Origin of the sequence: Bacillus sp. B2-WWTP-C-10-Post-4 (assembly GCF_009183805.1) — a bacterium.
GTDB lineage: Bacteria > Bacillota > Bacilli > Bacillales > Bacillaceae_G > Bacillus_A > Bacillus_A cereus.
In genome coordinates this window covers 18,203-43,181 of record NZ_WEII01000043.1, presented here as the reverse complement: position 1 = coordinate 43,181, position 24,979 = coordinate 18,203, and the positions used below count along the sequence as shown (strand labels likewise).

Below are 24,979 nucleotides of genomic sequence, written 5' to 3'. Positions count from 1 at the left end.
GTCCAGTAGCGCCAGTAGCACCTGTGTTACCTTGAATACCTTGAGGTCCAGTGGCACCAGTAGCACCAGTAGCACCTGTGTTACCTTGAACACCTTGAGGTCCAGTAGCACCTGTGTTACCTTGAGGTCCCTGAGGTCCAGTAGGTCCAGTAGGTCCAGGAGGCCCGCCAGAAGGTCCAGTAGGTCCGGTAACTCCTATACCAGTAGCACCCGTGTTACCTTGAGGCCCAGTGGCACCGGTAGCGCCAGTAGCGCCCGTGTTACCTTGAGGCCCAGTGGCACCGGTAGCGCCAGTAGCGCCCGTGTTACCTTGAGGTCCAGTGGCACCGGTAGCGCCAGTAGCGCCCGTGTTACCTTGAGGTCCAGTGGCACCAGTAGCGCCCGTGTTACCTTGAGGTCCAGTAGCGCCAGTAGCGCCCGTGTTACCTTGAGGTCCAGTGGCACCGGTAGCGCCAGTAGCGCCCGTGTTACCTCGAGGCCCAGTAGCGCCGGTAGCGCCCGTGTTACCTCGAGGCCCAGTAGCGCCGGTAGCGCCCGTGTTACCTCGAGGCCCAGTGGCACCAGTAGCGCCTGCTGGTCCAGTAGGTCCGGTAGGTCCTTGAATGAACGAAGCAGAATTAACTAGAGCAGTTTGTAATGCTGCTATTAATTTAAGGAGCTCTTGAAGTGTGCAAGGGTCAATTCGGAATAATTTTGTAATGTATAGTAAATAGTTAATGAGATTTTGAAGCTCAATAAATACAGCGCTTGCTACAAAGGTTGGATTTCTTAATATAGTTATTAAGTTTTTAATAATAGCTAACCCTTGTGCTTTCAGGGAGGAAGTAGCGTCTAGTGAACAAATAAATTTACTCAGTAGGTTCAATGTATCGATTAGGTCTTCAATATTTTGGGGAGATGGATTTGCGAAAAGTTTTGGGATTATTTTTGTTAAATCAATAATAATCGCACGAAATGTTCTAAGTTGAGCTTTAGTAATTGGGATTGATGGAGTATTCGGGATTCGTCCGGCGCTACTTGGAAAGCATGGTTTGGAGAATTTGTTTTGATTGTCGTTATAACGAGACATTAAATCTCTCCTTTCTCACGAAAATGTGAACGAAACTCATCATAGTAGATGCAGAAATTAGTTAAATGGTCATAGTAAAATCGTTTGTTTAAAGAAAAAATAGAAAAAACGCCTTACAATAAGGCGTTTTTTCTATTTTCTGCGTATTGATAATATCGCTTTAAGGAAATTTTTGATTTGAATCCAGCGAGTTTTATAATTTCTGATTCAGGAGTTTCTTTTTTTATTAAGTTTAAAATATAGGTGTTACGAAAATGTTGTCCTGAAATTCCTTTACGTAAATTGGCTCTAGCCACTTCGAGGCGAATCATTTTTTGTATAGCAATTTCCGTTAATGCCTTTGGTGCATCATTTTCATATACCCACCTGTATGTTCCACGGTTAAAATCGAATGCGACAAATAATGGATCATCACTATGGTATTTAGGACGAACTGGTTCTGGGATGCTTTTGTAATAAGTATATAGTTGTTTTTTGTCTTCTTTTACTAATGTAATTGTTCTTTCTACACCTGCGGTTGCTGGGATTGATAATGTATTAGTTTCAAAGTGAACGTGATGCATTGTTAATGCTGTAAGTTCCTGTAAGGATAAACCGTAGTCTATCAATAGATTTAAAATAGCAATATTGCGATCCATTAATAAAGGGCGCACAGGAAGTTGTTTTTCTGAAAGTCCTTCTAATGAAGTGACTATATACTTTAATCTTTTTTCTTCATCAGGTGAAATGAAATCTTCGTTACGAAGTGTACGGTCTGGTTGAATAGATATTTCCATATTCTTCAATGGATTGGGAATGTTTAGAAAGTGATGCATTCTATTTAATACAGTAAATACACGATGCATCGTTTTTTCTGAGTAATGTCGATTCGTTTTTAAATCGGAAAAGTAATCTTCGTAGTCTTTTGTACAAAGTGTAGCCCATATATTACTGGAAGGGAGCTTTTTGTTTTTTTCTAACCAATGTCCGAAGTCTTCAACGTCATAAACATAACGTTTAATAGTTGAGGGTTTTCGGCCTTTATTCAATAAAAAAATAGAAAAGGCTTGTATTGTATCATGGAATTCCGTTGTCTCCATAGTCCCACCACCTTAATTATTTCTTATATTATAGCAAACTTTTCTGAAAATAGGCATTTACAAGGGGGACAGGAATAATAATATTTGGTGAGTGGATAAAGTGAAACTATAATCAGTGGGGATTTTGTTCATCCTCTGCGATTATTAGTTGAACCAATCGGGCATTTACGGGTGGTTATCTCCCGCTTAAATACCAAGCGTTTGCTGAATGTCGAGGTGGGAGTCTTACTGCTCGCAAATAGCGGGATAAAATGAGGTGATTGTATGGAACAATCGATGCGAAAGAAAAACAACAATCAAATTAATATTGTGTTAAACCATCGAAAGAAAATTTCTTTGCCAGCCGCAGAAAATAAAACGGTAATTTCAAATGAAACTACCATTAAACATGAAATGCTGCAGAGAATTGAAGAAGAGATGGGGAAGCTTGTTGGGATGGATGATATAAAAAAGATAATAAAAGAAATATATGCTTGGATTTATGTGAATAAAAAAAGACAAGAGAAGGGATTGAAGTCTGAGAAGCAAGTGCTTCATATGCTGTTTAAAGGGAATCCGGGTACAGGGAAGACAACTGTTGCTAGAATGATAGGAAAATTGCTGTTTGAGATGAATATTCTATCGAAAGGCCACTTGGTTGAAGCTGAACGTGCTGATCTTGTAGGAGAGTACATCGGCCATACAGCTCAAAAAACAAGAGACTTAATAAAAAAAGCAATGGGAGGTATTTTGTTTATTGATGAGGCGTATTCTTTAGCTCGAGGAGGAGAGAAGGACTTTGGAAAAGAAGCAATTGATACGCTTGTAAAACATATGGAAGATAAACAACATGGTTTTGTATTGATTTTAGCTGGATATTCAAGAGAGATGAATCACTTTCTTTCATTAAATCCAGGGCTGCAATCTCGTTTTCCATTTATTATTGAATTTGCGGATTACTCGGTAAATCAGCTATTGGAAATTGGAAAGAGAATGTATGAAGATCGTGAATATCAGTTATCAAAAGAAGCTGAATGGAAATTTAGGGATCATTTACATGCGGTGAAGTATTCGTCGCAAATTACATCGTTTAGTAATGGGCGATATGTACGGAATATTGTTGAAAAATCAATTCGTACACAGGCGATGCGGTTGTTGCAAGAAGATACGTATGATAAAAATGATTTAATTGGAATATCGAGTATGGATTTGATGCTCGAAGAGGAGACGCACAGTACATAAACTGTGCGTCTATTTTTGTGTATAAGTTCGTTTACTCTTTTTTTGCTTTTTCTTGGTGCGCTTTATGGAAGCGTTCCATTTTAGCGCTCTTTTCGTGTGCTGAATTAGGGTCGTGTCCAAATTGGTTTACTGAACTTTTTTGAGCTCCTTTATTAACGTGGTTTGTCATTTGTATTCACCTCACTTTAAAAATTAGTATAAACATTATATAAAGAAAAAATCGTTAGAAAAGAAAAACCTCTTTACGATATGTAAAGAGGTTAGATTGCTATTTATGCATTGAACGTTCTTTCGTTTCGATACGTCTGTGCGGTAAATGCCATTTGTAATGAATAGAAACCATGCGGAAGCAAACAATTAAAATGAATAAAATGTAAAGGGCCCAATCGCTAACAATAATTTGAGCGCCAATTAAGAAACCTGCTAAAATTGTCCAAAAGGCATATACTTCAGCTCGAAGAACGAGAGGTTTTCTGCGGGCTAAAAGGTCGCGAATGATACCGCCGCCGATACCAGTTAAAACAGCTGCCACGATTGTGGCACTAATTGGTAAATTTAATTTTTGAGCATATAATGCTCCTTGTACAGCAAATGCTGATAAGCCGATAGCGTCAGTGATATTTTCCCACTTTTTCCAATGACTAATTAACTTATTTGGAAAAAGAAAAATAATAGTCATTGATAAAAGTGCGATTTGGAATAACATGTCTTGTTGCCAAAACGCGACAATCGGATAACCGATTAATAAATTACGAAGGGCACCTCCCCCAAATGCGGTTGCCATTCCTAAAATATACACCCCGAAAATATCATAATCCTCTTCCATTGCAACAATGGCTCCGCTTAGTGCGAAAGCGATTGTGCCTATGATGCTAAAAATCTCCCATGCCATGAATTTTCTCCCCCGCTAACTAGATGAAATGTGCTTCCTCTGCTATTATATTAGAAGGTTTAAATTTCGAAAAGGATGAGTGAACATATTTGATGGAAGAAAAAGAAAAAGTCATATTAGTAGGCTGTCAATTGCCGCAAGATGATGATGAAAAATTTATGCATTCCATGAAAGAGCTTGCATCACTAGCTAAGACTGCGAGAGCGGAAGTGTTAGCTTCAACAACGCAAAAACGACCAAAGTTTCATCCGGCAACTTACATAGGTAAAGGGAAATTAGAAGAGCTTACAATGCTAACTGAAGAATTAGAGCCGGATGTTATTATATTTAATAATGAATTAACGCCGAGTCAAATTCGGAATTTATCCTCAGTATTAGATGCGAGAGTAATTGATCGAACGCAACTAATACTAGATATTTTTGCGCAACGTGCGAAGTCGAGGGAAGGTAAGCTTCAAGTGGAATTAGCTCAGTTGCAATATACAATGCCACGTCTTATGGGGCAAGGGTTGTCCTTATCACGTCTTGGTGGTGGTATTGGAACGAGAGGACCGGGTGAGACGAAACTTGAGACGGATCGTCGTCATATTCGATCGCGTATTGATGAAATAAAGAAACAACTTGCAGTTGTTGTGGAACACCGAAAAAGATATCGTGAGAGAAGAAAAGACAATAAAGTATTTCAAATTTCATTAATAGGCTATACAAATGCAGGGAAATCGACACTGTTTAATAGATTAACGGAAGCTAATACGTTTGAAGAAAACCTTCTGTTTGCAACACTAGACCCAACGACGAGGAAGATGCCGTTACCTTCTGGTTATACAGTATTACTAACTGATACTGTTGGTTTTATACAAGATTTACCCACTTCATTAATTGCTGCTTTTCGTTCAACACTGGAAGAAGCGGGGGAAGCAGATGTTATTTTACATGTAGTTGATTCTGCGGATCCTAACTACATAGGGCATGAAAAAACAGTAAAACGATTATTATCAGAACTTGAAATTAATCATATTCCTATTATTACGTTATATAATAAAAAAGATGAATTACATCAAAACTTTATTCCGTTTCCGAAAAGTGATTTCTTAATGACTAGTGCTTTTGAAGAAAGTGATTTATTGCGTATAAAAGAAGCGATAGAAATGAAAATGAAGAAAGAAATGGATCGTTATCGAGTAGAAATCCCTCCGAGTGAAGGTAAGTTATTAACGCTTTTAAAGACGGAAACGCTATTAGCAAAGATGGAGTTTCTGGAAGATAAATTTGTATATGATTGTGCAGGGTATATTTTTACTCATTCATCGCTTAATGTGCAATTAAAGAGATTTTTAGTGGAAGAAGGAGAAAATAAAAATGTTTGATCGTTTGAAAAATGGAGAAAAAATTGCTCCAATCGTAAAAGAAGTAGAGAATCAGATTACAGAAGTACATAAACGTGCGGATGAAGTAATTGAAAGTAATCAGTTTCGTGTATTAGAAAGTTTTCGTAAACATAAAATTAGTGACTCGCATTTTATCCCGACGACAGGTTATGGTTATGATGATATTGGCCGTGATACGTTAGAAAAAGTGTATGCTGATGTATTTGGGGCGGAAGCTGGACTTGTTCGTCCGCAAATTATTTCAGGTACTCACGCTATTTCTACAGCGTTATTCGGTATTTTACGTCCAGGAGATGAGTTATTGTACATTACTGGGAAACCGTATGATACGTTAGAGGAAATCGTTGGTGTGCGTGGGAAAGGTGTAGGTTCATTTAAAGAATATAATATTGGTTACAATGCAGTTCCGCTAACTGAAGGTGGGCTTGTTGATTTTGAAGCTGTTGCAGCAGCGATTCATAGTAATACGAAAATGATCGGTATTCAGCGCTCGAAAGGTTATGCTACTCGTCCATCGTTTACTATTTCTCAAATTAAAGAGATGATCGCGTTTGTTAAAGAAATTAAACCTGATGTTGTTGTGTTTGTAGATAATTGTTATGGGGAGTTTATTGAAGAGCAAGAGCCGTGTCATGTTGGTGCAGATTTAATGGCGGGTTCGCTTATTAAAAACCCAGGCGGGGGAATTGTAAAAACTGGTGGTTACATTGTCGGTAAAGAACAGTATGTTGAAGCGTGTGCATATCGTTTAACATCTCCGGGAATTGGTGCGGAAGCTGGAGCGTCTTTATACAGTCTGCAAGAAATGTATCAAGGGTTCTTCTTAGCGCCACATGTTGCAGGACAAGCGCTGAAAGGTGCGATTTTTACAGCTGCGTTTTTAGAAAAGTTAGGAATGAACACGTCACCAGCGTGGAATGCACCAAGAACAGACTTAATTCAATCTGTTCAATTTGATGATAAAGACCGTATGGTTGCCTTCTGCCAAGCGATTCAATATGCATCTCCAATTAATTCGCATTTTACTCCGTATGCAAACTATATGCCAGGTTATGAAGATGATGTAATTATGGCGGCGGGAACATTTATTCAAGGTGCAAGTATTGAATTGTCTGCTGATGGTCCGATTAGACCACCGTATGTTGCATATGTGCAAGGTGGATTAACGTATTCGCATGTTAAAATTGCGATTTGTTCTGCGATTGATGAATTGATTGAAAAGAATTTATTAACAATTTCTTAAAGGGGAGCTGTCGATATCGGCAGCTTTTTTCGTATAAAAGTAACGATTTCTGCGATTAGAAAAAAGAATGAAAAAATTTATAAAAAATCATGTAAGAAAAGCTAACATCTATTGACACTAAACATAACATGTTATAAAATGAGAAGCAGTTAAGGCGAAGGAGGAACTGAAAAATGAAAGAAGATAGACGTTCTGCCCCGCTGTTTCCAATTGGTATTGTTATGGATTTAACACAATTGTCTGCACGTCAAATTCGCTACTATGAAGAGCATAATCTTGTTTCTCCAACCCGTACAAAGGGGAATCGTAGATTATTTTCATTTAACGATGTAGATAAGTTGTTAGAGATTAAAGATTTGTTAGATCAAGGCTTGAATATGGCTGGTATTAAGCAAGTGTTACTAATGAAAGAAAATCAAACAGAAGCAGTGAAAGTAAAAGAAGAAACGAAAGAAATTTCAAAAACTGAGCTTCGCAAAATACTTCGAGATGAACTACAACATACAGGTAGATTCAATCGAACTTCATTGCGACAAGGTGACATTTCAAGATTTTTTCACTAAAGATAACTGATTCTGAAGGCGATTAGAGGGACTAAGGAGGAATTTATAATGTCTAGATACACAAAAGAAGATATTTTCCGTTTGGCGAAAGAAGAGAATGTAAAGTATATCCGTTTACAATTTACGGACCTTTTAGGGGTAATTAAAAACGTAGAGATTCCAGTGAGACAATTAACGAAAGCTCTTGATAACAAAATGATGTTTGATGGATCTTCGATTGAAGGTTTCGTACGTATTGAAGAATCTGATATGTATTTATATCCTGATTTAGACACTTGGGTAATTTTCCCTTGGACAGCTGAAAAAGGTAAAGTAGCTCGACTAATCTGTGATATTTACAATGCAGATGGCACTCCATTTGATGGAGACCCACGTAACAACTTAAAACGTGTGTTAAAAGAAATGGAAGCTTTAGGATTTTCAGACTTCAATCTTGGACCAGAGCCAGAATTCTTCCTATTTAAGGTTGATGAAAAAGGAAATCCAACATTAGAATTAAACGATAACGGTGGATACTTCGACCTTGCGCCGATGGATCTAGGGGAAAACTGTCGTCGTGATATCGTTCTTGAACTTGAAGAAATGGGATTTGAAATTGAAGCATCTCACCATGAGGTTGCTCCAGGGCAGCATGAAATTGACTTTAAATATGCAAATGCAATTCGCTCATGTGATGACATTCAAACATTCAAACTTGTTGTAAAAACAATTGCTCGTAAACATGGTTTACACGCAACATTTATGCCGAAACCACTATACGGTGTGAACGGTTCAGGTATGCACTGTAACTTATCATTATTTAAAAATGGTGAGAACGTATTCTTTGATGCAAACGGTGACTTACAACTAAGTGATGATGCTCGTCACTTCATCGCAGGTATTTTAAAACATGCACCAGCATTTACAGCGATAGCAAATCCAACTGTAAACTCATATAAACGTCTAGTACCTGGATATGAAGCGCCTTGTTACGTAGCATGGTCTGCACAAAACCGTAGCCCGTTAGTACGTATCCCTGCATCTCGTGGTATTAGTACACGCGTAGAAGTACGTAGTGTTGACCCAGCTGCAAACCCATATTTAGTAATGGCTACATTATTAGCTGCAGGTCTTGATGGAATTAAAAACAAATTAACTCCACCAGCTGCAGTAGACCGTAACATCTATGTAATGACAAAAGAAGAGCGCGAAGAAGCAGGTATCATTGACTTACCAGCAACATTAGCGCAAGCGTTAGTTACATTACAATCTAATGAAGTAGTATGCGGTGCACTAGGAGAACACTTACTTGAGCACTTCATCGAAGCGAAAGAGATTGAGTGGGATATCTTTAGAACACAAGTTCACCAATGGGAACGCGATCAATATATGTCTCTTTACTAAGAGGCTTGAACCCTTGATACAACTCGTATCAAGGGTTTTTTAATTCCCTATTATTACAATTTTATATGGTTGCAAAATGAAAAACAGCCACATAAAAGCCAATAATTAATAACAAGTAGTGATATCATAGAAAAACATTATCAGATAAATGTAAGTTTTATATAATTTGTGAAATGAAAAAGCCTTGATACTACGGTATCAGGGTTTTTTTAGTGAAGTTATTGGATATGTTAACTACTAGATAATGGATTGTTTTTGGTTATTTTGAATCATGTTACTAAGAAAATCTTTTCAAAAGAATTGATCTTATCTTTTTTAATCACTTGTGCTAAAACTTAATAATTCTTTACTGCCTTGTACAACGCGAGCGATGATTTTTATGTCCTCATCTGCAAGGCTATAAGTTTGTGGCTTGTGAATCAGATTATTACTCAATGATATTAACGTAATGATGCTCAGTTATAACACAGTCTTATTCAGAATTTCGTTAGTTCATTTTCTAAATTTAGGGAATAAATATAGCTTAGTACCTTGCAATAAACAATACTAAGTGGTATATTATGGATAAATCAGGTACCGTGTATTGAACAGTACTAAGATAGGGAAGGAGGATGGCACTTGAACGTTCAGTTTAAAAAAGGTGTGCTTGAACTTTGTGTATTAGCACTTGTAAAACGTAAAGATAGTTACGGTTATGAACTTGTTCAGCAAATTTCTAATAAATTTTTAATATCGGAAGGGTCAGTATACCCTTTATTACGTCGTTTGACGAAAGAAGGGTATTTTCAGACGTATTTAAAGGAATCTACGGAAGGGCCACCTCGTAAATATTATCAATTAACAGAGCAAGGGGAGACGCAATTTCATTTGTTAGTAACAGAATGGTGTGATTTTGCGAAAGGGGTACAAGAAATTATTGAAGGGGTGGAATGGGATGAGTAAAGAAGGGTTTCTTAAAGAATTATCAAGTTATCTTAGAAAGTTACCAGAGGAAGAGAGGCAAGATATTTTATTGGATTATGAAGAGCACTTTCAGTTTGGACTAGAAGAGGGGAAAACTGAATCAGAAATAATACAAGGCCTTGGTTCTCCGAAAGTAATAGCGAAAGAATTACTTGCGATGTATCGCTTCGATGAAATGAAAAAAAATCCATCGACTTCAAATGTGACAAGAGCTGTTATGGCAGCGATTGGACTTAGTTTGTTTAATTTTATTATTGTGTTAGGACCGTTAGTCGCAATTATTGCTTTTATATTTTCTTTTTGGATCGGTGGTATTGCTAGTGTAGTAACACCATTTTTCGTTATTGGAAAAGTATTTATGGGTACTTTTATATGGTTGGATCTTTTCGTTAGTATAACGTTTGTTGGAGTAGGTTTATTGTTATGTATTATCGCTTTTTATAGTACAAAGTGGTTTAAGAGATTGTGTGTACGATATGTAATATGGAACTTCAAAATGATAAAAGGAGAGTAAATGATGAAAAAACTATTTTTAATCGCTATTGCTTGTATCATTATTGGAGTAATAGGAATTTCCCAAACATATGAAAAAGCAGTACAAACTGCTACAAAAGGTGATAAAGAAAATGTAATTAAAAACGAAACATTAAAAAATATAGAAGTTAAGTTAGATGCCGGGGATATTATTGTCCAAAAATCTCCTGACTCTTCTTTTTATATCAAGCAATCAGGAGATGTGCGTAAACAAGAGATTCGTATCGCAGAAGATGGTGACACATTAAAAGTTATTGGGGAAAGAGAAAAAGGTGCTTCATTTGATTTTTCTTTTTACGATTTTAGGTTTCAAACGTCTAAATTGACTCTCCTTGTGCCCGAACGCTCTTACCAAGATGTAAAAGTAAATTCATCTGCTGGACAAATCGAAATGAGTGATGTGAAAAGTGATAGCGTAAGTGTTAGAACACTTGCTGGAGAAGTAGAGTTGAAACAAATAACGGCTAAGAATGTGGAGGGATCGACAAAAGCTGGTGAGGTGAATTTTAAGAAGGTATTAGGGAAAGTGACCGCAAAAACAACAAGTGGGGAAATAAATATTCAAGATCATGATTCTAAGTATAATCTAGAAGCAAGTTCAACTGCGGGAGATATAGATATTACTTTATCGGAAAAACCACAAGATGCGGTAATTACTGGGCAAAGTGCTGCCGGAGATGTAACAATTTTTAATGAAGAAAATAAAAACGTAACAATTGGAAATGGTAGTAAAAAGATTAGTGGTAAAACGGCTGCTGGAGATGTGACGATTAAAACTCGTTAATAAGAAATAGAATGCATGGAAATCTATCAAAATACAAAAAAGAAGATAATTACCGTATATAAATAAGGTAATTATCTTCTTTTTATTATTTTTTAATGTAAATCACGATATACGCCAATTACTTTCCCGATAACTGACACTTGTTTTAAAATGATAGGTTCTAATGAAGAATTTTCTGGTTGTAAACGGAAATGGTCTTTTTCTTTATAGAAACGTTTAACAGTTGCTTCATTATCTTCTGTTAAAGCGACTACAATTTCACCATTATATGCAGACTGTTGTTGGCGAACAACAACTAAATCTCCATCGAAAATACCAGCTTCAATCATACTATCTCCAGAAATACGTAACATGAACACTTGGTCTGCTCCAGCAACAATACTAGCTGGAAGTGGGAAATGTTCCTCTACGCTTTCGACCGCTGTAATTGGTAAACCAGCAGTAACTTTTCCGACAATTGGAACTTGAATAACAGATTGTGTTTCCGTATCCATTCGGTCTTCACCTAAAATTTCAATGGCACGTGGTTTTGTTGGATCGCGTCGAATGTATCCTTTTTCTTCTAATCGTGATAAATGTCCGTGCACTGTAGAACTAGAAGCGAGGCCGACTGCTTGACCAATTTCACGTACGGAAGGTGGATATCCTTTTTCTTGTACTTTTAGCTTAATAAAGTCGAGAATGTCTTGCTGGCGTTTCGTTAACTTTTCCATGTTTTCTAACACCTCGTTTTCTTTCATTTTTCTTATTAATAAGTATAACATGTGAAAAAACATTCTACAAACATAAGTTCGAACAAATGGCGGATTTATGTTACACTATAGGGAAATAATAGGGAGAAAGAGGGGTTCAAAATGAATGCAATTATTTATGCACGTGTGAGTACAACGAAAGAAGCGCAAGAAACATCATTATTACGTCAAAAAGATGAATTATTGCATTTAGCTGAGCGCTATCAAATGAATGTTACTAAGGTGATTGAAGAGCAGGCTAGTGGATATACAATTGAACGTGACGGTATATTAGAGGTGTTGGATACAATTCGAGACGAACAAATTGATGTGTTACTTATACAAGATGAAACGCGTCTTGGTAGAGGAAATGCGAAGATCGCGTTAATGCATTGTTTACATAAAGAAGGCATAAAAGTATATACGCATACACATAATGGTGAATTACAATTGTCGGATTCTGATTCGATGGTATTAGATATTATTGGTATTGTTGAAGAATATCAAAGAAAGATTCATAATATGAAAATTAAACGAGGTATGCAACGTGCAGTAGAAAAAGGTTATCGTCCAGAAAAAAATTTAAAAAATCGTCATTTAAGTGTAGGAAGAGAGAAAAAAGAAGTGCCAATTGAGGAAATTGTACGTTTGCGAAAAAGTGAACTCACGTTTGAAGAAATTGCAGCAACATTACGTGGATTTGGTCATAATGTTTCAAAGGCAACTGTACATCGTAGATATGTAGAGTATACGAAGCAATTGCTTGATAAAGAAGAGTAACTATTGTATGATAATAATCAGTTTTGATTAGAAGGGGGATTCGAGATGATTAATCACGAACTCGTTGAACGCATTAACTTCTTAGCGAAAAAAGCAAAAGCTGAAGGTTTAACTGAAGAAGAGCAACGTGAGCGTCAATCGCTACGTGAACAATATTTAAAAGGATTTCGTCAAAATATGTTAAACGAACTTAAAGGTATTAAAGTTGTTAACGAAGAAGGTACAGATGTTACACCGACGAAATTAAAAGCTTTAAAAAAGCAAGATAATGCAAAATTAAATTAAAAGATGGGCGAAGCCCATCTTTTTTATTTGTAAAAATCGTTATTTAATAACTTTCCAGTTGTTATTAACTGTTGCTTCTATCGTTTTATGTTCCAATATATAATTAGCGATAAGTTCAGACATATCTGTGGGTATATCTTTTACTACTGGTTTGTTTTGAAACATAAAGAAATTTCCCCCGCCACTTGCACGATAATTATTCATTACAACGTCATATTCTTCATTCATATTAAGAGGAGCACTGTCATGCTGTAAAGATTCTACTCTTTCACCAATTGGTTTTGAAATGTTTAATACGTATGAAATCCCTTCCCACATATCATAATTATAATGTTGTGGCTTTGGTTCTATGTAGGTAGGACTTACGGTGATGGATCCATCTGTTTTTAATGTGAAATAAGAAGCAGAGAGTTCAAGAGCGTTTTTTATATCTGCTCCAGTTATTCTAATTACTTTTAATGTGTTTGGATAAATATAATTAGAAACGATGTCACGCATTGTTACATGTTCCGGGAAACCTGGAGATGTATTATGGAACAAACTTGTACAAGAAATTGATACATTAGCTATATCCATCTGTATTTTATTTATGAATTCGATAAAAGGATGATCATGCAAACGAGTTTGCATAGCATCTGAAATTTGCATGCCCCCTTGAATGATTCCAATAGGTTGATCAAGCCACTTTTGTGTTTTCTCTTCGTAATCGGCTACCAATGAAAGTACATCTTGGTCCGCCTCAACTCCTTGTACAGATAATAATTCAGAAGAACTCTCTTTTTTCACCCATTTATGTTTTGTTTTTTCGAATGTTATTTTTACTTTTCCAACTGAGTGTCCATTGCATCCAGTCTGTAAAATTGTTACACCGTTAGCCATTGTGTGAGAAATTTCTCGGTGTTGATGACCTGTTAGTAAAAGATCTATACCTTCAATTTCATGGCACATTGCATATCCTTGGTTTTCTCCTGTTAACACTTCAGTCGGTACCCCGGTTTGTAAATCTCGTTCAACTCCCCCGTGATACGCTACGACTAGTAAATCTGGTTTCTCATGTTTGCGAATGTAAGAAACCCATTCTTTTGTAGTCTTTAATGCATCTTCAAATAGTAAATCTTTAATGTGATGGGGTTGTTCCCAATTGGGAATGTAATGCGTTGTCACCCCTAAAATAGCAATTTTTATATTTGATTCAATATGTTTTATTACATATGGTTTCCCGAAATAAGGTTTTTTACTGTTTTTATCTAAAATGTTTGCTGATAGGTACGGGAAGTTCGCAGTAGTCACAGCATTATTTAATATATCCATCCCGTAATTAAATTCATGATTGCCGATAATTGCAGCGTCATACTGTAAGTAATTCGCTAATAAGGACATTGGGTTTTTTTTGTTTTTTTCGTATGTAACATAATGATAAGTAAATGGTGTGCCTTGAATAAAGTCGCCATTATCAATTAAAAGAACGTTTCTATTTTTGGAACGTTCTTTTTTTATAAGAGTAGAAATTTTAGCTAAACCAAGTTCTGCTGGGGAGTTATCTTGGTAGTGAATAGGATAAACAGTGCCATGTATATCGCTTGTTAATAAGATGTTTAAAGTTACAGTTTGATTTTGTTCCAATATGACTCACCTTTTCTATTGTTATCTTCCAATTCATCATATCAAATATGTGAAGAGAATTTTAATGTGAGTGTATAGAATGTGTAAAGATTCTGTAAATAATCAATTATTTGTAAAAATATGTGATATATTTCTTCATGTTTATGAAAGGTTATTTTATAACAATGAAAAATGGAGGCATTAACATGTTGAAAAAAGTTTTTGCAATGAGCACAACAGTTGTACTAGCAGCGGGATTATTAAGTGGCTGCGGGACGAAAGAGTCAAGTGCAAGTAAAAATGAAGATACGAAAAAAGGGTATGTACCGAAGACTTTAAATGTTCAATTTGTTCCTTCTCAAAATGCGGATACGTTAGAGGCGAAGGCAAAACCGCTTGAGAAGCTATTAAGTGATAAGTTAAATATTCCAGTAAAAGTTAGTATTTCAACGAACTACAATACAATTGTAGAAGCGATGGCATCTAAACAAGTAGATGTAGGATTTTTACCGCCAACAGCGTACGTATTAGCACATGAAAAGAAGGCTGCAAATGTAATTTTACAAGCACAACGTTTTGGAGTAGATGATGAAACGGGAGCTCCTACAAAAGATTTAGTAGATTATTATAAATCTGAGTTTGTTGTTAAAAAAGACTCTAATATAAATAGTGTAAAAGATTTAAAAGGTAAAAAGATTGGTTATCAAGATGTAACATCATCAGCAGGGTATGTATGGCCTGCAGCTGTTCTATTAAAAGAGGAAATTGATCCGTTAAAAGATGTGAAACCTGTTACATTAAAAGGTCACGATCAGTCGCTTATTGCTCTTTTAAATGGTGACGTAGATGCGGCTGTTGTATTCCAAGATGCTCGTAATATTGTAAAAAAAGATTATCCGAATATATTTGATCAAACGAAAATAGTGAAATTTACTGAGAAAATTCCGAACGATACAATTTCTGTACGATCTGATTTAGATGCAGAGTGGAGCAAGAAATTACAAGATGCTTTCATTGAAATTGGAAAGAATGAGGAAGGTCACAAAATCATTAAAGAAGTATATTCACATGAAGGATATGTTAAATCTGATGATAGTAAATTTGATATCGTTCGTGAATATGGGAAGAAAGTAAAAACGCAATAATACATATGAAAATGGCAGCTAGCTGAAAGGGGATGTTTTCAGTTAGTTTGCCATTTTGAATACATAGAAGGTAGGTAAGATGTGTGATAGAGTTTCGAAATGTCTCCAAAGTGTATCCAAATGGTACAAAAGGATTGAATAATATAAACTTGAAAATTCAAAAAGGTGAGTTTGTTGTAATGGTAGGGCTGTCTGGAGCTGGAAAATCTACACTTCTCAGATCCGTAAATCGTCTTCATGAGATTACCGAAGGAGAAATCATTATTGAAGGTGAGTCTATTACTGCTGCGAAAGGAAAAGAATTAAGGCGTATGCGCCGGGATATCGGTATGATCTTCCAAAGTTTTAATCTTGTAAAGCGATCAACAGTATTAAAAAATGTATTAGCTGGTCGTATTGGATATCATTCCACATTACGTACAACGTTAGGTTTGTTTCCGAAAGAAGATGTGGAGCTCGCATTTCAAGCGTTAAAAAGAGTGAATATTTTAGAAAAAGCATATGCACGTGCTGATGAATTATCAGGAGGACAACAGCAACGTGTATCAATAGCTAGAGCATTGGCACAAGAAGCAAAAATCATATTGGCAGATGAGCCTGTTGCATCGTTAGATCCACTTACGACAAAGCAAGTATTAAATGATTTGAAAAAAATCAATGAAGATTTTGGAATTACAACAATTGTGAATTTGCATTCTATTGATTTAGCTAGGCAATATGCGACACGTATTATTGGATTACATGCAGGAGAAATTGTTTTTGATGGTTCAGTAGAAGAGGCGACAGATGAAAAATTTGCTGAAATTTATGGAGATGTAGCACAGAAAAATGAATTGTTAGAGGTGGCAGTTAAATGAGTGACGTAACGATATATTCGAAATCGATACCGAAGCCGCCGAGTAAGTTAAAACATATGTTAACGTTTATTCTAGTCATTTTACTGTTGTGGGGAAGTAGTATACAGGTCGACGCATCATTTTCAAAGCTAGTAGTTGGTTTTCCTAATATGATGGATTTGTTAAAAGAAATGGTGCCGCCAGATTGGAGTTATTTTCAAGTTATTACAACAGCAATGTTAGATACAATACGTATGGCGATTATTGGGACGACTTTAGGAGCGATTTTAGCTATTCCACTTGCACTGTTTGCGGCAAGTAATGTGTTTACTAGTACATTTTTATACAGTCCAGCTCGATTGATTTTAAATTTTATTCGAACGATACCAGATTTATTATTAGCGGCAATTTTCGTAGCTATTTTTGGAATAGGACCACTTCCGGGTATTTTAGCTCTTACTTTTTTCTCAATTGGGCTCGTGGCGAAATTGTTGTATGAATCAATTGAATCAATTGACCCGGGCCCACTAGAAGCGATGACAGCTGTAGGGGCTAATAAGGTGCAATGGATTGTTTATGGAGTCATTCCACAAGTAAAAGCACACTTTGTTTCCTATGTACTATATACATTTGAGGTGAATGTACGTGCAGCGGCTGTCCTAGGTTTAGTAGGAGCAGGTGGTATTGGATTATATTATGATCGTACACTTGGATTTTTACAATATAAACAAACTGCTTCTATAATTATTTATACCCTTATTGTTGTTTTGTTAATTGACTACATTAGTACATTGTTGCGGGAGAAACTATAATGAATAGAACGACGATGATTGTGCCAAAACCGAAGAAACCGAGTATATATCGCTGGATTATTTTAATAGCACTTACAGTTGTATATGCATGGGCCTTTTCAGGAGTGCCATTAGAGGGGATAAAGGACACAGCAGGTGAAATTACGAAAGCAATTATGACAGGGATATTGAATCCAGACTGGTCGTATGTATCTTTGCCAGATGGTGAAGATTTATTACATGGATTAATTGATACGTTGGCAATTGCAATATTAGGTACATTTATTTCTGCATTTTTATCTGTTCCGTTTGCCTTTTGGGCGGCAACGAATATGAGTAGTGGAAAATTAACTTCAGGATCTGGGAAATTTGTACTTAGTTTTGTTCGTACGTTTCCTGAATTAGTTATGGCTCTTTTATTTATAAAAGCTGTTGGTCCAGGCTCTTTTGCAGGAGTATTGGCCTTAGGATTACATTCTATTGGAATGTTAGGGAAACTATATTCAGAAGGAATTGAAAACATAGATAATGGACCGACGGAAGCGTTACTAGCAACAGGAGCAAACCGTTTTCAAATACTTTGGTATGCAGTGTTACCACAAGTGTTACCGGATTTTCTATCGTATACGTTATACAGATTTGAAATTAATGTACGATCCGCTGCGATTTTAGGGGTTATTGGAGCAGGAGGGATTGGTACACCTTTAATTTTTGCGCTGAGTTCACGGAATTGGTCTCGTGTTGGGATTATTTTATTAGGTATCATTTTAATGGTAATTATAATTGATTTGATTTCAAGTTCGATTCGGAAAAGGATTGTTTAACTTATTTGAAAAGCATCGAAGTTAGATGCTTTTTTATGTTTTTAAAAACGTAAGTATAGAAGAAAATTGTATAAATATACAGATAATTCCCTTTCTTTTTAAAATAAAAATAATGAAAAAGTATGTCATATTGAATGCCCATACATTCCCGGAAACATTGATTTTTTTATAAAAAATCAAAAAAATATCAACATATTTGTCGATACATGTTGTATAATCTTGCGTGGGAAGCTATCATATAAATGTATAAAACGTTTACTAATATAAGCGAAGGGAAGAATAGCATGTCACATTCAATCGAACAACTTTCTATCAACACGATTCGCACATTATCCATCGATGCGATTGAAAAAGCAAACTCTGGTCACCCAGGAATGCCAATGGGTGCAGCACCAATGGCTTATACATTATGGACTCAATTTATGAAACACAATCCAAATAACCCAACGTGGTTTAACCGTGATCGTTTCGTATTATCTGCAGGTCATGGTTCAATGTTATTATACAGCCTACTTCACCTATCTGGTTATGATGTAACAATGGATGACTTAAAGAACTTCCGTCAATGGGGAAGCAAAACTCCAGGACATCCTGAGTACGGTCATACAGCTGGTGTAGATGCAACGACTGGTCCACTTGGACAAGGTATTGCAACTGCTGTAGGTATGGCAATGGCTGAAAGACATTTAGCTGCTAAATATAACCGTGATGCGTATAATGTAGTAGATCATTATACATACGCTATTTGTGGTGATGGAGATTTAATGGAGGGCGTTTCTGCTGAAGCATCTTCATTAGCTGCTCATTTACAATTAGGTCGTCTTGTTGTGCTTTATGATTCAAACGATATTTCATTAGATGGCGATTTAAATCGTTCATTCTCTGAAAGTGTAGAAGATCGTTACAAAGCATACGGATGGCAAGTAATCCGTGTTGAGGATGGAAACGATATTGAAGCAATCGCGAAAGCAATTGAAGAAGCGAAAGCTGACGAAAAACGCCCAACGCTAATTGAAGTAAGAACGACAATTGGTTTCGGTTCTCCAAACAAATCAGGAAAATCAGCTTCACATGGTTCTCCACTTGGTGTAGAAGAAACAAAATTAACGAAAGAAGCATATGCTTGGACTGCTGAGCAAGACTTCCACGTAGCAGAAGAAGTATATGACAACTTCCGTAAAACAGTACAAGATGTTGGTGAAACTGCGCAAGCTGAGTGGAACACGATGCTAGGTGAATATGCACAAGCATACCCAGAATTAGCAAACGAATTCCAAGCAGCAATGAACGGTCAACTTCCAGAAGGTTGGGAGCAAAACCTACCAACTTATGAATTAGGATCAAAAGCAGCAACTCGTAATTCTTCTGGTGCTGTAATTAATGCAATTGCAGAGTCTGTACCATCATTCTTCGGTGGATCTGCTGACCTTGCTGGTTCTAACAAAACATACATGAATAACGAAAAAGACTTTACAAGAGATGATTACAGCGGTAAAAACATTTGGTACGGTGTACGTGAGTTCGCAATGGGTGCAGCAATGAACGGTATTGCACTACATGGTGGTTTAAAAACTTACGGTGGTACGTTCTTCGTATTCTCTGATTACTTACGTCCAGCAATTCGCCTTGCAGCATTAATGCAATTGCCAGTAACGTATGTATTCACACATGACAGTATCGCTGTTGGTGAAGATGGTCCAACACATGAACCAATCGAGCAATTAGCAGCGCTTCGTGCAATGCCAAACGTTTCTGTTATCCGTCCTGCTGATGGTAACGAATCTGTTGCAGCTTGGAGACTTGCTTTAGAATCTACAAACAAACCAACTGCTTTAGTATTAACTCGTCAAGACCTTCCAACATTAGAAGGTGCAAAAGATGATACGTATGAAAAAGTAGCAAAAGGTGCATATGTAGTTTCTGCAAGCAAGAAAGAAACGGCTGATGTAATCTTACTTGCAACTGGATCTGAAGTAAGCCTAGCTGTTGAAGCTCAAAAAGCATTAGCAGTAGACGGCGTTGACGCAGCTGTTGTCAGCATGCCATCTATGGATCGCTTCGAAGCTCAAACTGCAGAGTACAAAGAATCTGTATTACCAAAAGCAGTAACAAAACGTTTCGCAATCGAAATGGGTGCTACATTCGGATGGCACCGTTACGTAGGTCTTGAAGGAGATGTGTTAGGTATCGATACGTTCGGTGCTTCTGCTCCTGGTGAGAAGATTATGGAAGAGTATGGATTTACTGTAGAGAACGTTGTTCGTAAAGTAAAAGAAATGCTTTAATGATTTCAGAAAAATCTCTCCGGCATGGAGAGGTTTTTCTATGTAAATGAGTTTTTTCGACAGAAAAAGTTTTTTATCTCTCCGCAGTCAGACAATCATTGCAAATTTTCTTATATATAATGAAGAGAAAAGGTTGTCCAGATTGGGAGTGGAAAAATGAAAACGTATGAATTGTATTTAATTCAAGAGGATATTGCGAAAGCTTATTTTGGTCGTGAATATTTGTTTTTTGATTTATTTGCTCGATTTTCAGAATCTGGGTCCCTTTCGGAGAAAAAAGTGTTATATAAGCAAATGATGTATATAACGATGCCATTGCAAGTAATGAAAATTCATCATAAATTAGAACAAGCTTTGCGCGTTCTTGGTAAATATGATAGAACACATCATACACATACACTTTATACGGGAGCGGAGTACGGCGAAATAATGGTGAAACCGCACTATATTCGTATGAATACCTCTGGAAATGTCTCTATGGAAACAACATTCTTTGAGGTGTTAAGAAAGTGTGAATTAACATTTTTAGCTATGGATTATGAAAATACAAAGTACGGATGGCTGAATCCTCTAAAACAAGTACGAACATATGTGTAAAAAATGTCGAATTGTATCTTGTCTTATTGAAAAGGTTTTAGTACACTGTAAGGTAGACAACATGAAGGAGGAAAATATATGCCAATTTGGTTAGGTATTCTAGTGGGCGTAGTAGCACTAGTAGCAGGCGTGGCGTTAGGATTTTTCATTGCCCGCAAATATATGATGAATTACTTACAAAAAAATCCACCAATTAACGAACAAATGTTAAAAATGATGATGATGCAAATGGGACAAAAACCTTCCCAAAAGAAAATCAATCAAATGATGAGCGCAATGAACAAGCAACAAATGAAATAAGCGCTAAAAGACACTCGCTAAGAGTGTCTTTCTTTTTGTTAGTTATAGTTTTTAAAACTTTTAAAAATTCTGTATTTTTGGTAAACTGAAAACATCGCTCATTTTAAGGGAGGAGGAAAAAAATGAAAGTGTTTATGAATTTAGCGTGGTTTTTTAAACAAGAAAAACGAGCGTACATAACTGGAATTATTTTATTGTTTGGCGTTGCACTTTTAGAACTTGTAGCACCAAAAGTAATTGGAATCGTTGTAGATGAAATTAATGATGGAACATTGACGACCGATAAGTTACTAAAATGGGTTGTACTATTAGTAATTGTAGGCATTACGATGTACATATTACGTTACATATGGCGTATTATGATTTTCGGGTCTTCGTTAAAATTAGCTCGCCAATTACGAAAAAATTTATATGAACATTTTACAAAGATGAGTCCATCTTTCTATCAGTCAAATCGAACAGGTGATTTAATGGCACATGCGACCAATGATATTCAAGCGCTCCAGCAAACTGCTGGAGCGGGTGTTTTAACGCTTGTTGATTCATTAGCTGTTGGGGGATGTGTACTCGTAGCGATGGGTTTTACAATTAGTTGGAAGTTAACATTGTTAAGTTTAATTCCGATGCCGATTGTAGCCATTTCGACAAATTATTATGGAACGTTATTACATAAAAGGTTTCATAAAGCACAGCAATCGTTTTCGGAAATTAATGATAAAGTGCAAGAGAGTATGAGTGGAATGAAAGTGATTCGATCGCTTGGACAAGAGAAAGAAGATTTGCAGGCGTTTCGAAAAAAATCAGAAGATGTTGTGCATAAAAATGTGTTAGTTGCACGTATTGATTCGTTATTTGATCCGACAATCGCTCTTATCGTTGGATTTTCTTTTTTAATTGCAGTATGTTACGGATCGGTATTAGTTGTAAGAGGTGAATTAACAGTAGGTGATCTCGTTACATTTACGACATATTTAGGTACCCTCGTTTGGCCAATGTTAGCGTTTGGATGGTTGTTCAATATTATGGAGCGTGGGCGTGCTTCATATGACCGTGTAGAAAAAATTCTTTCACAAAAATCAGATGTAGTAAATAGAGAAAATGCTGTACATACGATAGCGAGCGGTAATGTTTCGTTTGCCGTTGATTCATTTTCGTATAAGAAAAATGAACTGTTACATTTAAACGATATTCACTTTGATTTGAAGAAGGGCGAAACGCTAGGAGTTGTAGGACGTACAGGTGCAGGGAAAACGACTTTATTAAAATGTTTAATCCGTGAGTATGATCATTTTAATGGTGAATTAAAAGTTGGGGAGCGAGATATTCGAGATTTAACACTTCATGGTGTCCGTTCTGCTATTTCATATGTGCCACAAGATCATTTTTTATTTTCAGCAAGTATTGGTGAGAATATCGCCTTTGGAAAGGCGGATGCTACATATAATGAAATTACCCAAGCTGCAGATATTGCTTGTATTCATAATGATATCCTCCAATTTTCAGAAGGATATGAAACAGTAGTAGGGGAAAGAGGCGTTTCGTTATCTGGTGGTCAAAAACAGCGAATCTCTATTGCTCGTGCTTTATTAACAAATGCTGAAATTTTAATTTTGGATGATTGTTTATCAGCGGTAGATGCAAAAACAGAAGAGACAATTTTAAGTGCCTTAAAGAGGGAAAGAGCAGGGAAAACGACGATTATTACTGCACACCGATTAAGTGCAATTCAGCATGCCAATCTTATTCTTGTTGTTGATGAAGGTAGAATTGTACAAAGAGGTACACATGAGGAATTAATGAAGGAAAACGGCTGGTATAAAGAAATGTATGAAAGTCAGCAATTAGAAGCTTTAGTTGAGAAAGGAGGCGTATGATGGTAGAGAAGAAGCGAAGTGATTTAAGTAGATTGCTTTCTTATATGAAGCCATATAAAGGGTTGCTATCTTTAGCGTTTATCTTTTTAGTTGGTGCGACAGTAACGGAAATGATGGGGCCTTTTTTAATTAAACAATTCCTCGATGAACACCTAGTACCGCGGGATTTTGAACGATCAGCACTCGTTACTTTATTTGTAATTTACATAGTTGCTCATTTATTAAAAGTATTATTTACGTATTTAAATCTATTGTACTTTCAGAACATTGCTTTTAAGATTGTTCAAGATATGCGAGTTGAAGTATATGAACATGTTCAAAAGCTGTCATTAAGTTTCTTTGATCGTACGCCAATTGGTACGCTCGTATCTCGTATAACGAATGATACGGAAGCGATTAAAGATTTTTATGTCAGTGTATTATCAACATTTGTGAAAAATGTAGTCTTTTTAGTAGGTATTTTAATAGCGATGTTTTTATTAGATGTAAAATTAGCGTTATTTTCTCTCGTATTAATTCCGATAATGTTCGCGATTATGGTATTATATCGCCGGAAAAGTGCAGCTTTTTATTTAGAAGTACGTAATCAACTAAGCGTGTTAAATGCAAAATTGAACGAGTCCATACAAGGAATGAATATTGTTCAAGTGTTCAGACAAGAAAAACGTATGAGAAAAGAGTTTGAAGAAGTGAATAATAAACATTATAGTGCAGGGCGACGTACTTTGAAGTTAGACGCATTACTTTTACGACCAGCTACGGATTTAGTACATATTGTAGCTATTGCGTTAGTACTAGGTTTATTTGGGATTGATGCTTTAAAGAGCCCTGTTGAAGTAGGAGTTTTATATGCTTTTGTTAACTATATACATCGTTTCTTCCAACCTGTAAATGAGATGATGATGAAATTGTCCTTTTTCCAACAGGCACTTGTTTCGTCATCACGTGTATTTCATTTAATGGACGAGAAAGATTTAGCACCGGTTCAAAAAGGCAATGAGAATCCTCAAGTTGTGGATGGAGATATTGAATTTAAAAATGTTACTTTTTCGTATGATGGAAAGCGTGACGTTTTAAAAAATGTATCATTTCACGTGAAACAAGGGCAAACGGTTGCTTTTGTTGGGCATACTGGTAGCGGAAAAAGTACGATTATGAATTTGTTAATGCGATTTTATAATCTTAAGTCAGGAAATATTGTAATAGACGGTGTAGATTTAGAAAAATTTGAAGAACGAGAAATTAGAAAGAAAATAGGACTCGTATTGCAAGATGCATTTTTATTTGCTGGAAATGTAAAGCAAAATATTCGTATGTATAATGAAGAAATTACGGATGAAGAAGTAAAAGAAGCTGCTCGATTTGTGCAAGCGAATACGTTTATTGAAAAGTTACCAGAGCAGTATGAAACAGAAGTAGTAGAAAGAGGTGCAGCATTTTCAAGCGGTCAACGACAATTAATTGCTTTTGCTAGAACTATAGCAACGAATCCGAAAGTATTAGTATTAGATGAAGCAACAGCTAATATCGATACAGAAACAGAAGAGGCTATTCAAACAGCGTTGCAACAAATGCGAAAAGGTAGAACGACGATAGCCATTGCGCATAGGTTATCTACAATTCAAGATGCAGATCAAATTTTTGTGATGCATGATGGAGAGATAGTAGAAAGAGGAACACATCAAGAATTACTAAGTGAGCAAGGTTTGTATTATAATATGTACTTGTTACAAAATAAAGGGAGTTTGCAAAAGGCCTTGTAAATACAAGGTCTTTTTTATTTTGTATACAAAATATATTTACTCTTTGT

25 protein-coding genes are annotated in these 24,979 nt (G+C 36.2%); 19 read left to right on the top strand and 6 right to left on the bottom strand.

All coding sequences use genetic code 11. From position 1 onward, the window contains the following. A partial coding sequence (locus GBN78_RS17395) for a collagen-like repeat preface domain-containing protein (protein WP_152127563.1) occupies positions 1–1,069 on the bottom strand: 1,069 nt, incomplete at its 3' end. A 113-nt stretch (positions 1,070–1,182) separates the two neighbouring features. Continuing rightward, positions 1,183–2,148: a tyrosine-type recombinase/integrase gene (locus tag GBN78_RS17390; protein WP_152127562.1), complete on the bottom strand. Its 966-nt coding sequence runs from the start codon at positions 2,146–2,148 to the stop codon at positions 1,183–1,185. Positions 2,149–2,412: 264 nt separating this feature from the next. Between GBN78_RS17390 and spoVK the strand changes: the two genes are divergently transcribed. After that, positions 2,413–3,369 (top strand): stage V sporulation protein K, encoded by a 957-nt coding sequence (gene spoVK / locus GBN78_RS17385; RefSeq protein ID WP_000438177.1) that lies wholly within the window; start codon positions 2,413–2,415, stop codon positions 3,367–3,369. A 31-nt stretch (positions 3,370–3,400) separates the two neighbouring features. Here spoVK and GBN78_RS30235 read toward each other — a convergent pair whose 3' ends face one another. Together GBN78_RS30235 and GBN78_RS17380 are read right to left on the bottom strand one after the other, a co-directional pair. Continuing rightward, positions 3,401–3,538, bottom strand: a complete 138-nt coding sequence (locus tag GBN78_RS30235; protein ID WP_000181505.1) for a hypothetical protein — start codon at positions 3,536–3,538, stop codon at positions 3,401–3,403. 99 nt (positions 3,539–3,637) lie between these two features. Further along, positions 3,638–4,261, bottom strand: a complete 624-nt coding sequence (locus GBN78_RS17380) for a trimeric intracellular cation channel family protein (protein WP_000312274.1) — start codon at positions 4,259–4,261, stop codon at positions 3,638–3,640. A gap of 92 nt (positions 4,262–4,353) precedes the next feature. Here GBN78_RS17380 and hflX point away from each other — a divergent pair, with 92 nt between their 5' ends. The 7 genes from hflX to GBN78_RS17345 all read left to right on the top strand — a co-directional run bounded on the left by hflX (position 4,354) and on the right by GBN78_RS17345 (position 11,119). Then, entirely contained in the window at positions 4,354–5,628 is a 1,275-nt protein-coding gene (hflX, locus tag GBN78_RS17375; RefSeq protein ID WP_000391411.1) for a GTPase HflX, read from the top strand. Next, complete coding sequence (locus GBN78_RS17370) at positions 5,621–6,892, top strand: methionine gamma-lyase family protein (protein WP_000460282.1); 1,272 nt, start codon at positions 5,621–5,623, stop codon at positions 6,890–6,892. The genes hflX and GBN78_RS17370 overlap by 8 nt, the downstream gene beginning before the upstream one ends. A gap of 173 nt (positions 6,893–7,065) precedes the next feature. Then, positions 7,066–7,455, top strand: coding sequence for a transcriptional repressor GlnR (glnR, locus tag GBN78_RS17365; protein WP_000656783.1), 390 nt, complete (start codon positions 7,066–7,068; stop codon positions 7,453–7,455). A 48-nt stretch (positions 7,456–7,503) separates the two neighbouring features. Next, the gene (gene glnA, locus GBN78_RS17360; protein WP_152127561.1) at positions 7,504–8,838 is read left to right on the top strand and encodes a type I glutamate--ammonia ligase; all 1,335 of its coding nucleotides are present in this window, start codon (positions 7,504–7,506) and stop codon (positions 8,836–8,838) included. A gap of 618 nt (positions 8,839–9,456) precedes the next feature. Continuing rightward, complete coding sequence (locus tag GBN78_RS17355; RefSeq protein ID WP_001102627.1) at positions 9,457–9,780, top strand: PadR family transcriptional regulator; 324 nt, start codon at positions 9,457–9,459, stop codon at positions 9,778–9,780. Next, entirely contained in the window at positions 9,773–10,315 is a 543-nt protein-coding gene (locus tag GBN78_RS17350; protein WP_000031383.1) for a DUF1700 domain-containing protein, read from the top strand. Before GBN78_RS17355 ends, GBN78_RS17350 begins: the two co-directional genes overlap by 8 nt. Beyond that, positions 10,316–11,119 (top strand): DUF4097 family beta strand repeat-containing protein, encoded by an 804-nt coding sequence (locus tag GBN78_RS17345; protein ID WP_000976241.1) that lies wholly within the window; start codon positions 10,316–10,318, stop codon positions 11,117–11,119. Between the two features lie 92 nt (positions 11,120–11,211). Here GBN78_RS17345 and lexA read toward each other — a convergent pair whose 3' ends face one another. After that, positions 11,212–11,832 (bottom strand): transcriptional repressor LexA, encoded by a 621-nt coding sequence (lexA, locus tag GBN78_RS17340; RefSeq protein ID WP_000413738.1) that lies wholly within the window; start codon positions 11,830–11,832, stop codon positions 11,212–11,214. A 141-nt stretch (positions 11,833–11,973) separates the two neighbouring features. Here lexA and GBN78_RS17335 point away from each other — a divergent pair, with 141 nt between their 5' ends. Together GBN78_RS17335 and GBN78_RS17330 are read left to right on the top strand one after the other, a co-directional pair. Continuing rightward, entirely contained in the window at positions 11,974–12,630 is a 657-nt protein-coding gene (locus GBN78_RS17335) for a YneB family resolvase-like protein (RefSeq protein WP_000991472.1), read from the top strand. A 45-nt stretch (positions 12,631–12,675) separates the two neighbouring features. Next, on the top strand, positions 12,676–12,915 hold the full coding sequence (locus GBN78_RS17330) for a DUF896 domain-containing protein (protein WP_000607015.1): 240 nt from the start codon (positions 12,676–12,678) through the stop codon (positions 12,913–12,915). A 39-nt stretch (positions 12,916–12,954) separates the two neighbouring features. Here the strand turns inward: GBN78_RS17330 and GBN78_RS17325 are convergent, their stop codons facing one another. Continuing rightward, positions 12,955–14,538 (bottom strand): bifunctional metallophosphatase/5'-nucleotidase, encoded by a 1,584-nt coding sequence (locus GBN78_RS17325; RefSeq protein WP_000437440.1) that lies wholly within the window; start codon positions 14,536–14,538, stop codon positions 12,955–12,957. 185 nt (positions 14,539–14,723) lie between these two features. On the opposite strand from GBN78_RS17325, the gene GBN78_RS17320 reads away from it, so the two are divergent. From GBN78_RS17320 to GBN78_RS17280, 9 genes are all read left to right on the top strand, one after another. Next, positions 14,724–15,662: a phosphate/phosphite/phosphonate ABC transporter substrate-binding protein gene (locus GBN78_RS17320; RefSeq protein WP_000915057.1), complete on the top strand. Its 939-nt coding sequence runs from the start codon at positions 14,724–14,726 to the stop codon at positions 15,660–15,662. An 83-nt stretch (positions 15,663–15,745) separates the two neighbouring features. Further along, a complete protein-coding gene (gene phnC, locus GBN78_RS17315; protein WP_000569246.1) occupies positions 15,746–16,519 on the top strand; it encodes a phosphonate ABC transporter ATP-binding protein in 774 nt (257 codons plus the stop codon). Then, positions 16,516–17,310: a phosphonate ABC transporter, permease protein PhnE gene (gene phnE / locus GBN78_RS17310; RefSeq protein WP_047386637.1), complete on the top strand. Its 795-nt coding sequence runs from the start codon at positions 16,516–16,518 to the stop codon at positions 17,308–17,310. The genes phnC and phnE (GBN78_RS17310) overlap by 4 nt, the downstream gene beginning before the upstream one ends. Beyond that, on the top strand, positions 17,310–18,113 hold the full coding sequence (phnE, locus tag GBN78_RS17305; RefSeq protein WP_001082386.1) for a phosphonate ABC transporter, permease protein PhnE: 804 nt from the start codon (positions 17,310–17,312) through the stop codon (positions 18,111–18,113). Before phnE (GBN78_RS17310) ends, phnE (GBN78_RS17305) begins: the two co-directional genes overlap by 1 nt. Before the next feature lie 284 nt (positions 18,114–18,397). Next, a complete protein-coding gene (tkt, locus tag GBN78_RS17300) occupies positions 18,398–20,398 on the top strand; it encodes a transketolase (RefSeq protein ID WP_000019766.1) in 2,001 nt (666 codons plus the stop codon). 156 nt (positions 20,399–20,554) lie between these two features. Further along, positions 20,555–20,995, top strand: coding sequence for a sporulation inhibitor of replication protein SirA (sirA, locus tag GBN78_RS17295; protein WP_000860645.1), 441 nt, complete (start codon positions 20,555–20,557; stop codon positions 20,993–20,995). A gap of 78 nt (positions 20,996–21,073) precedes the next feature. Continuing rightward, complete coding sequence (locus GBN78_RS17290) at positions 21,074–21,295, top strand: YneF family protein (RefSeq protein ID WP_001123317.1); 222 nt, start codon at positions 21,074–21,076, stop codon at positions 21,293–21,295. Positions 21,296–21,417: 122 nt separating this feature from the next. After that, positions 21,418–23,169 carry an ABC transporter ATP-binding protein gene (locus GBN78_RS17285; protein WP_152127560.1) on the top strand — a complete coding sequence of 584 codons (1,752 nt, stop codon included), beginning with the start codon at positions 21,418–21,420 and terminating at the stop codon, positions 23,167–23,169. After that, a complete protein-coding gene (locus GBN78_RS17280; RefSeq protein WP_000229518.1) occupies positions 23,169–24,932 on the top strand; it encodes an ABC transporter ATP-binding protein in 1,764 nt (587 codons plus the stop codon). The genes GBN78_RS17285 and GBN78_RS17280 overlap by 1 nt, the downstream gene beginning before the upstream one ends. Positions 24,933–24,979 lie beyond the last annotated feature (47 nt).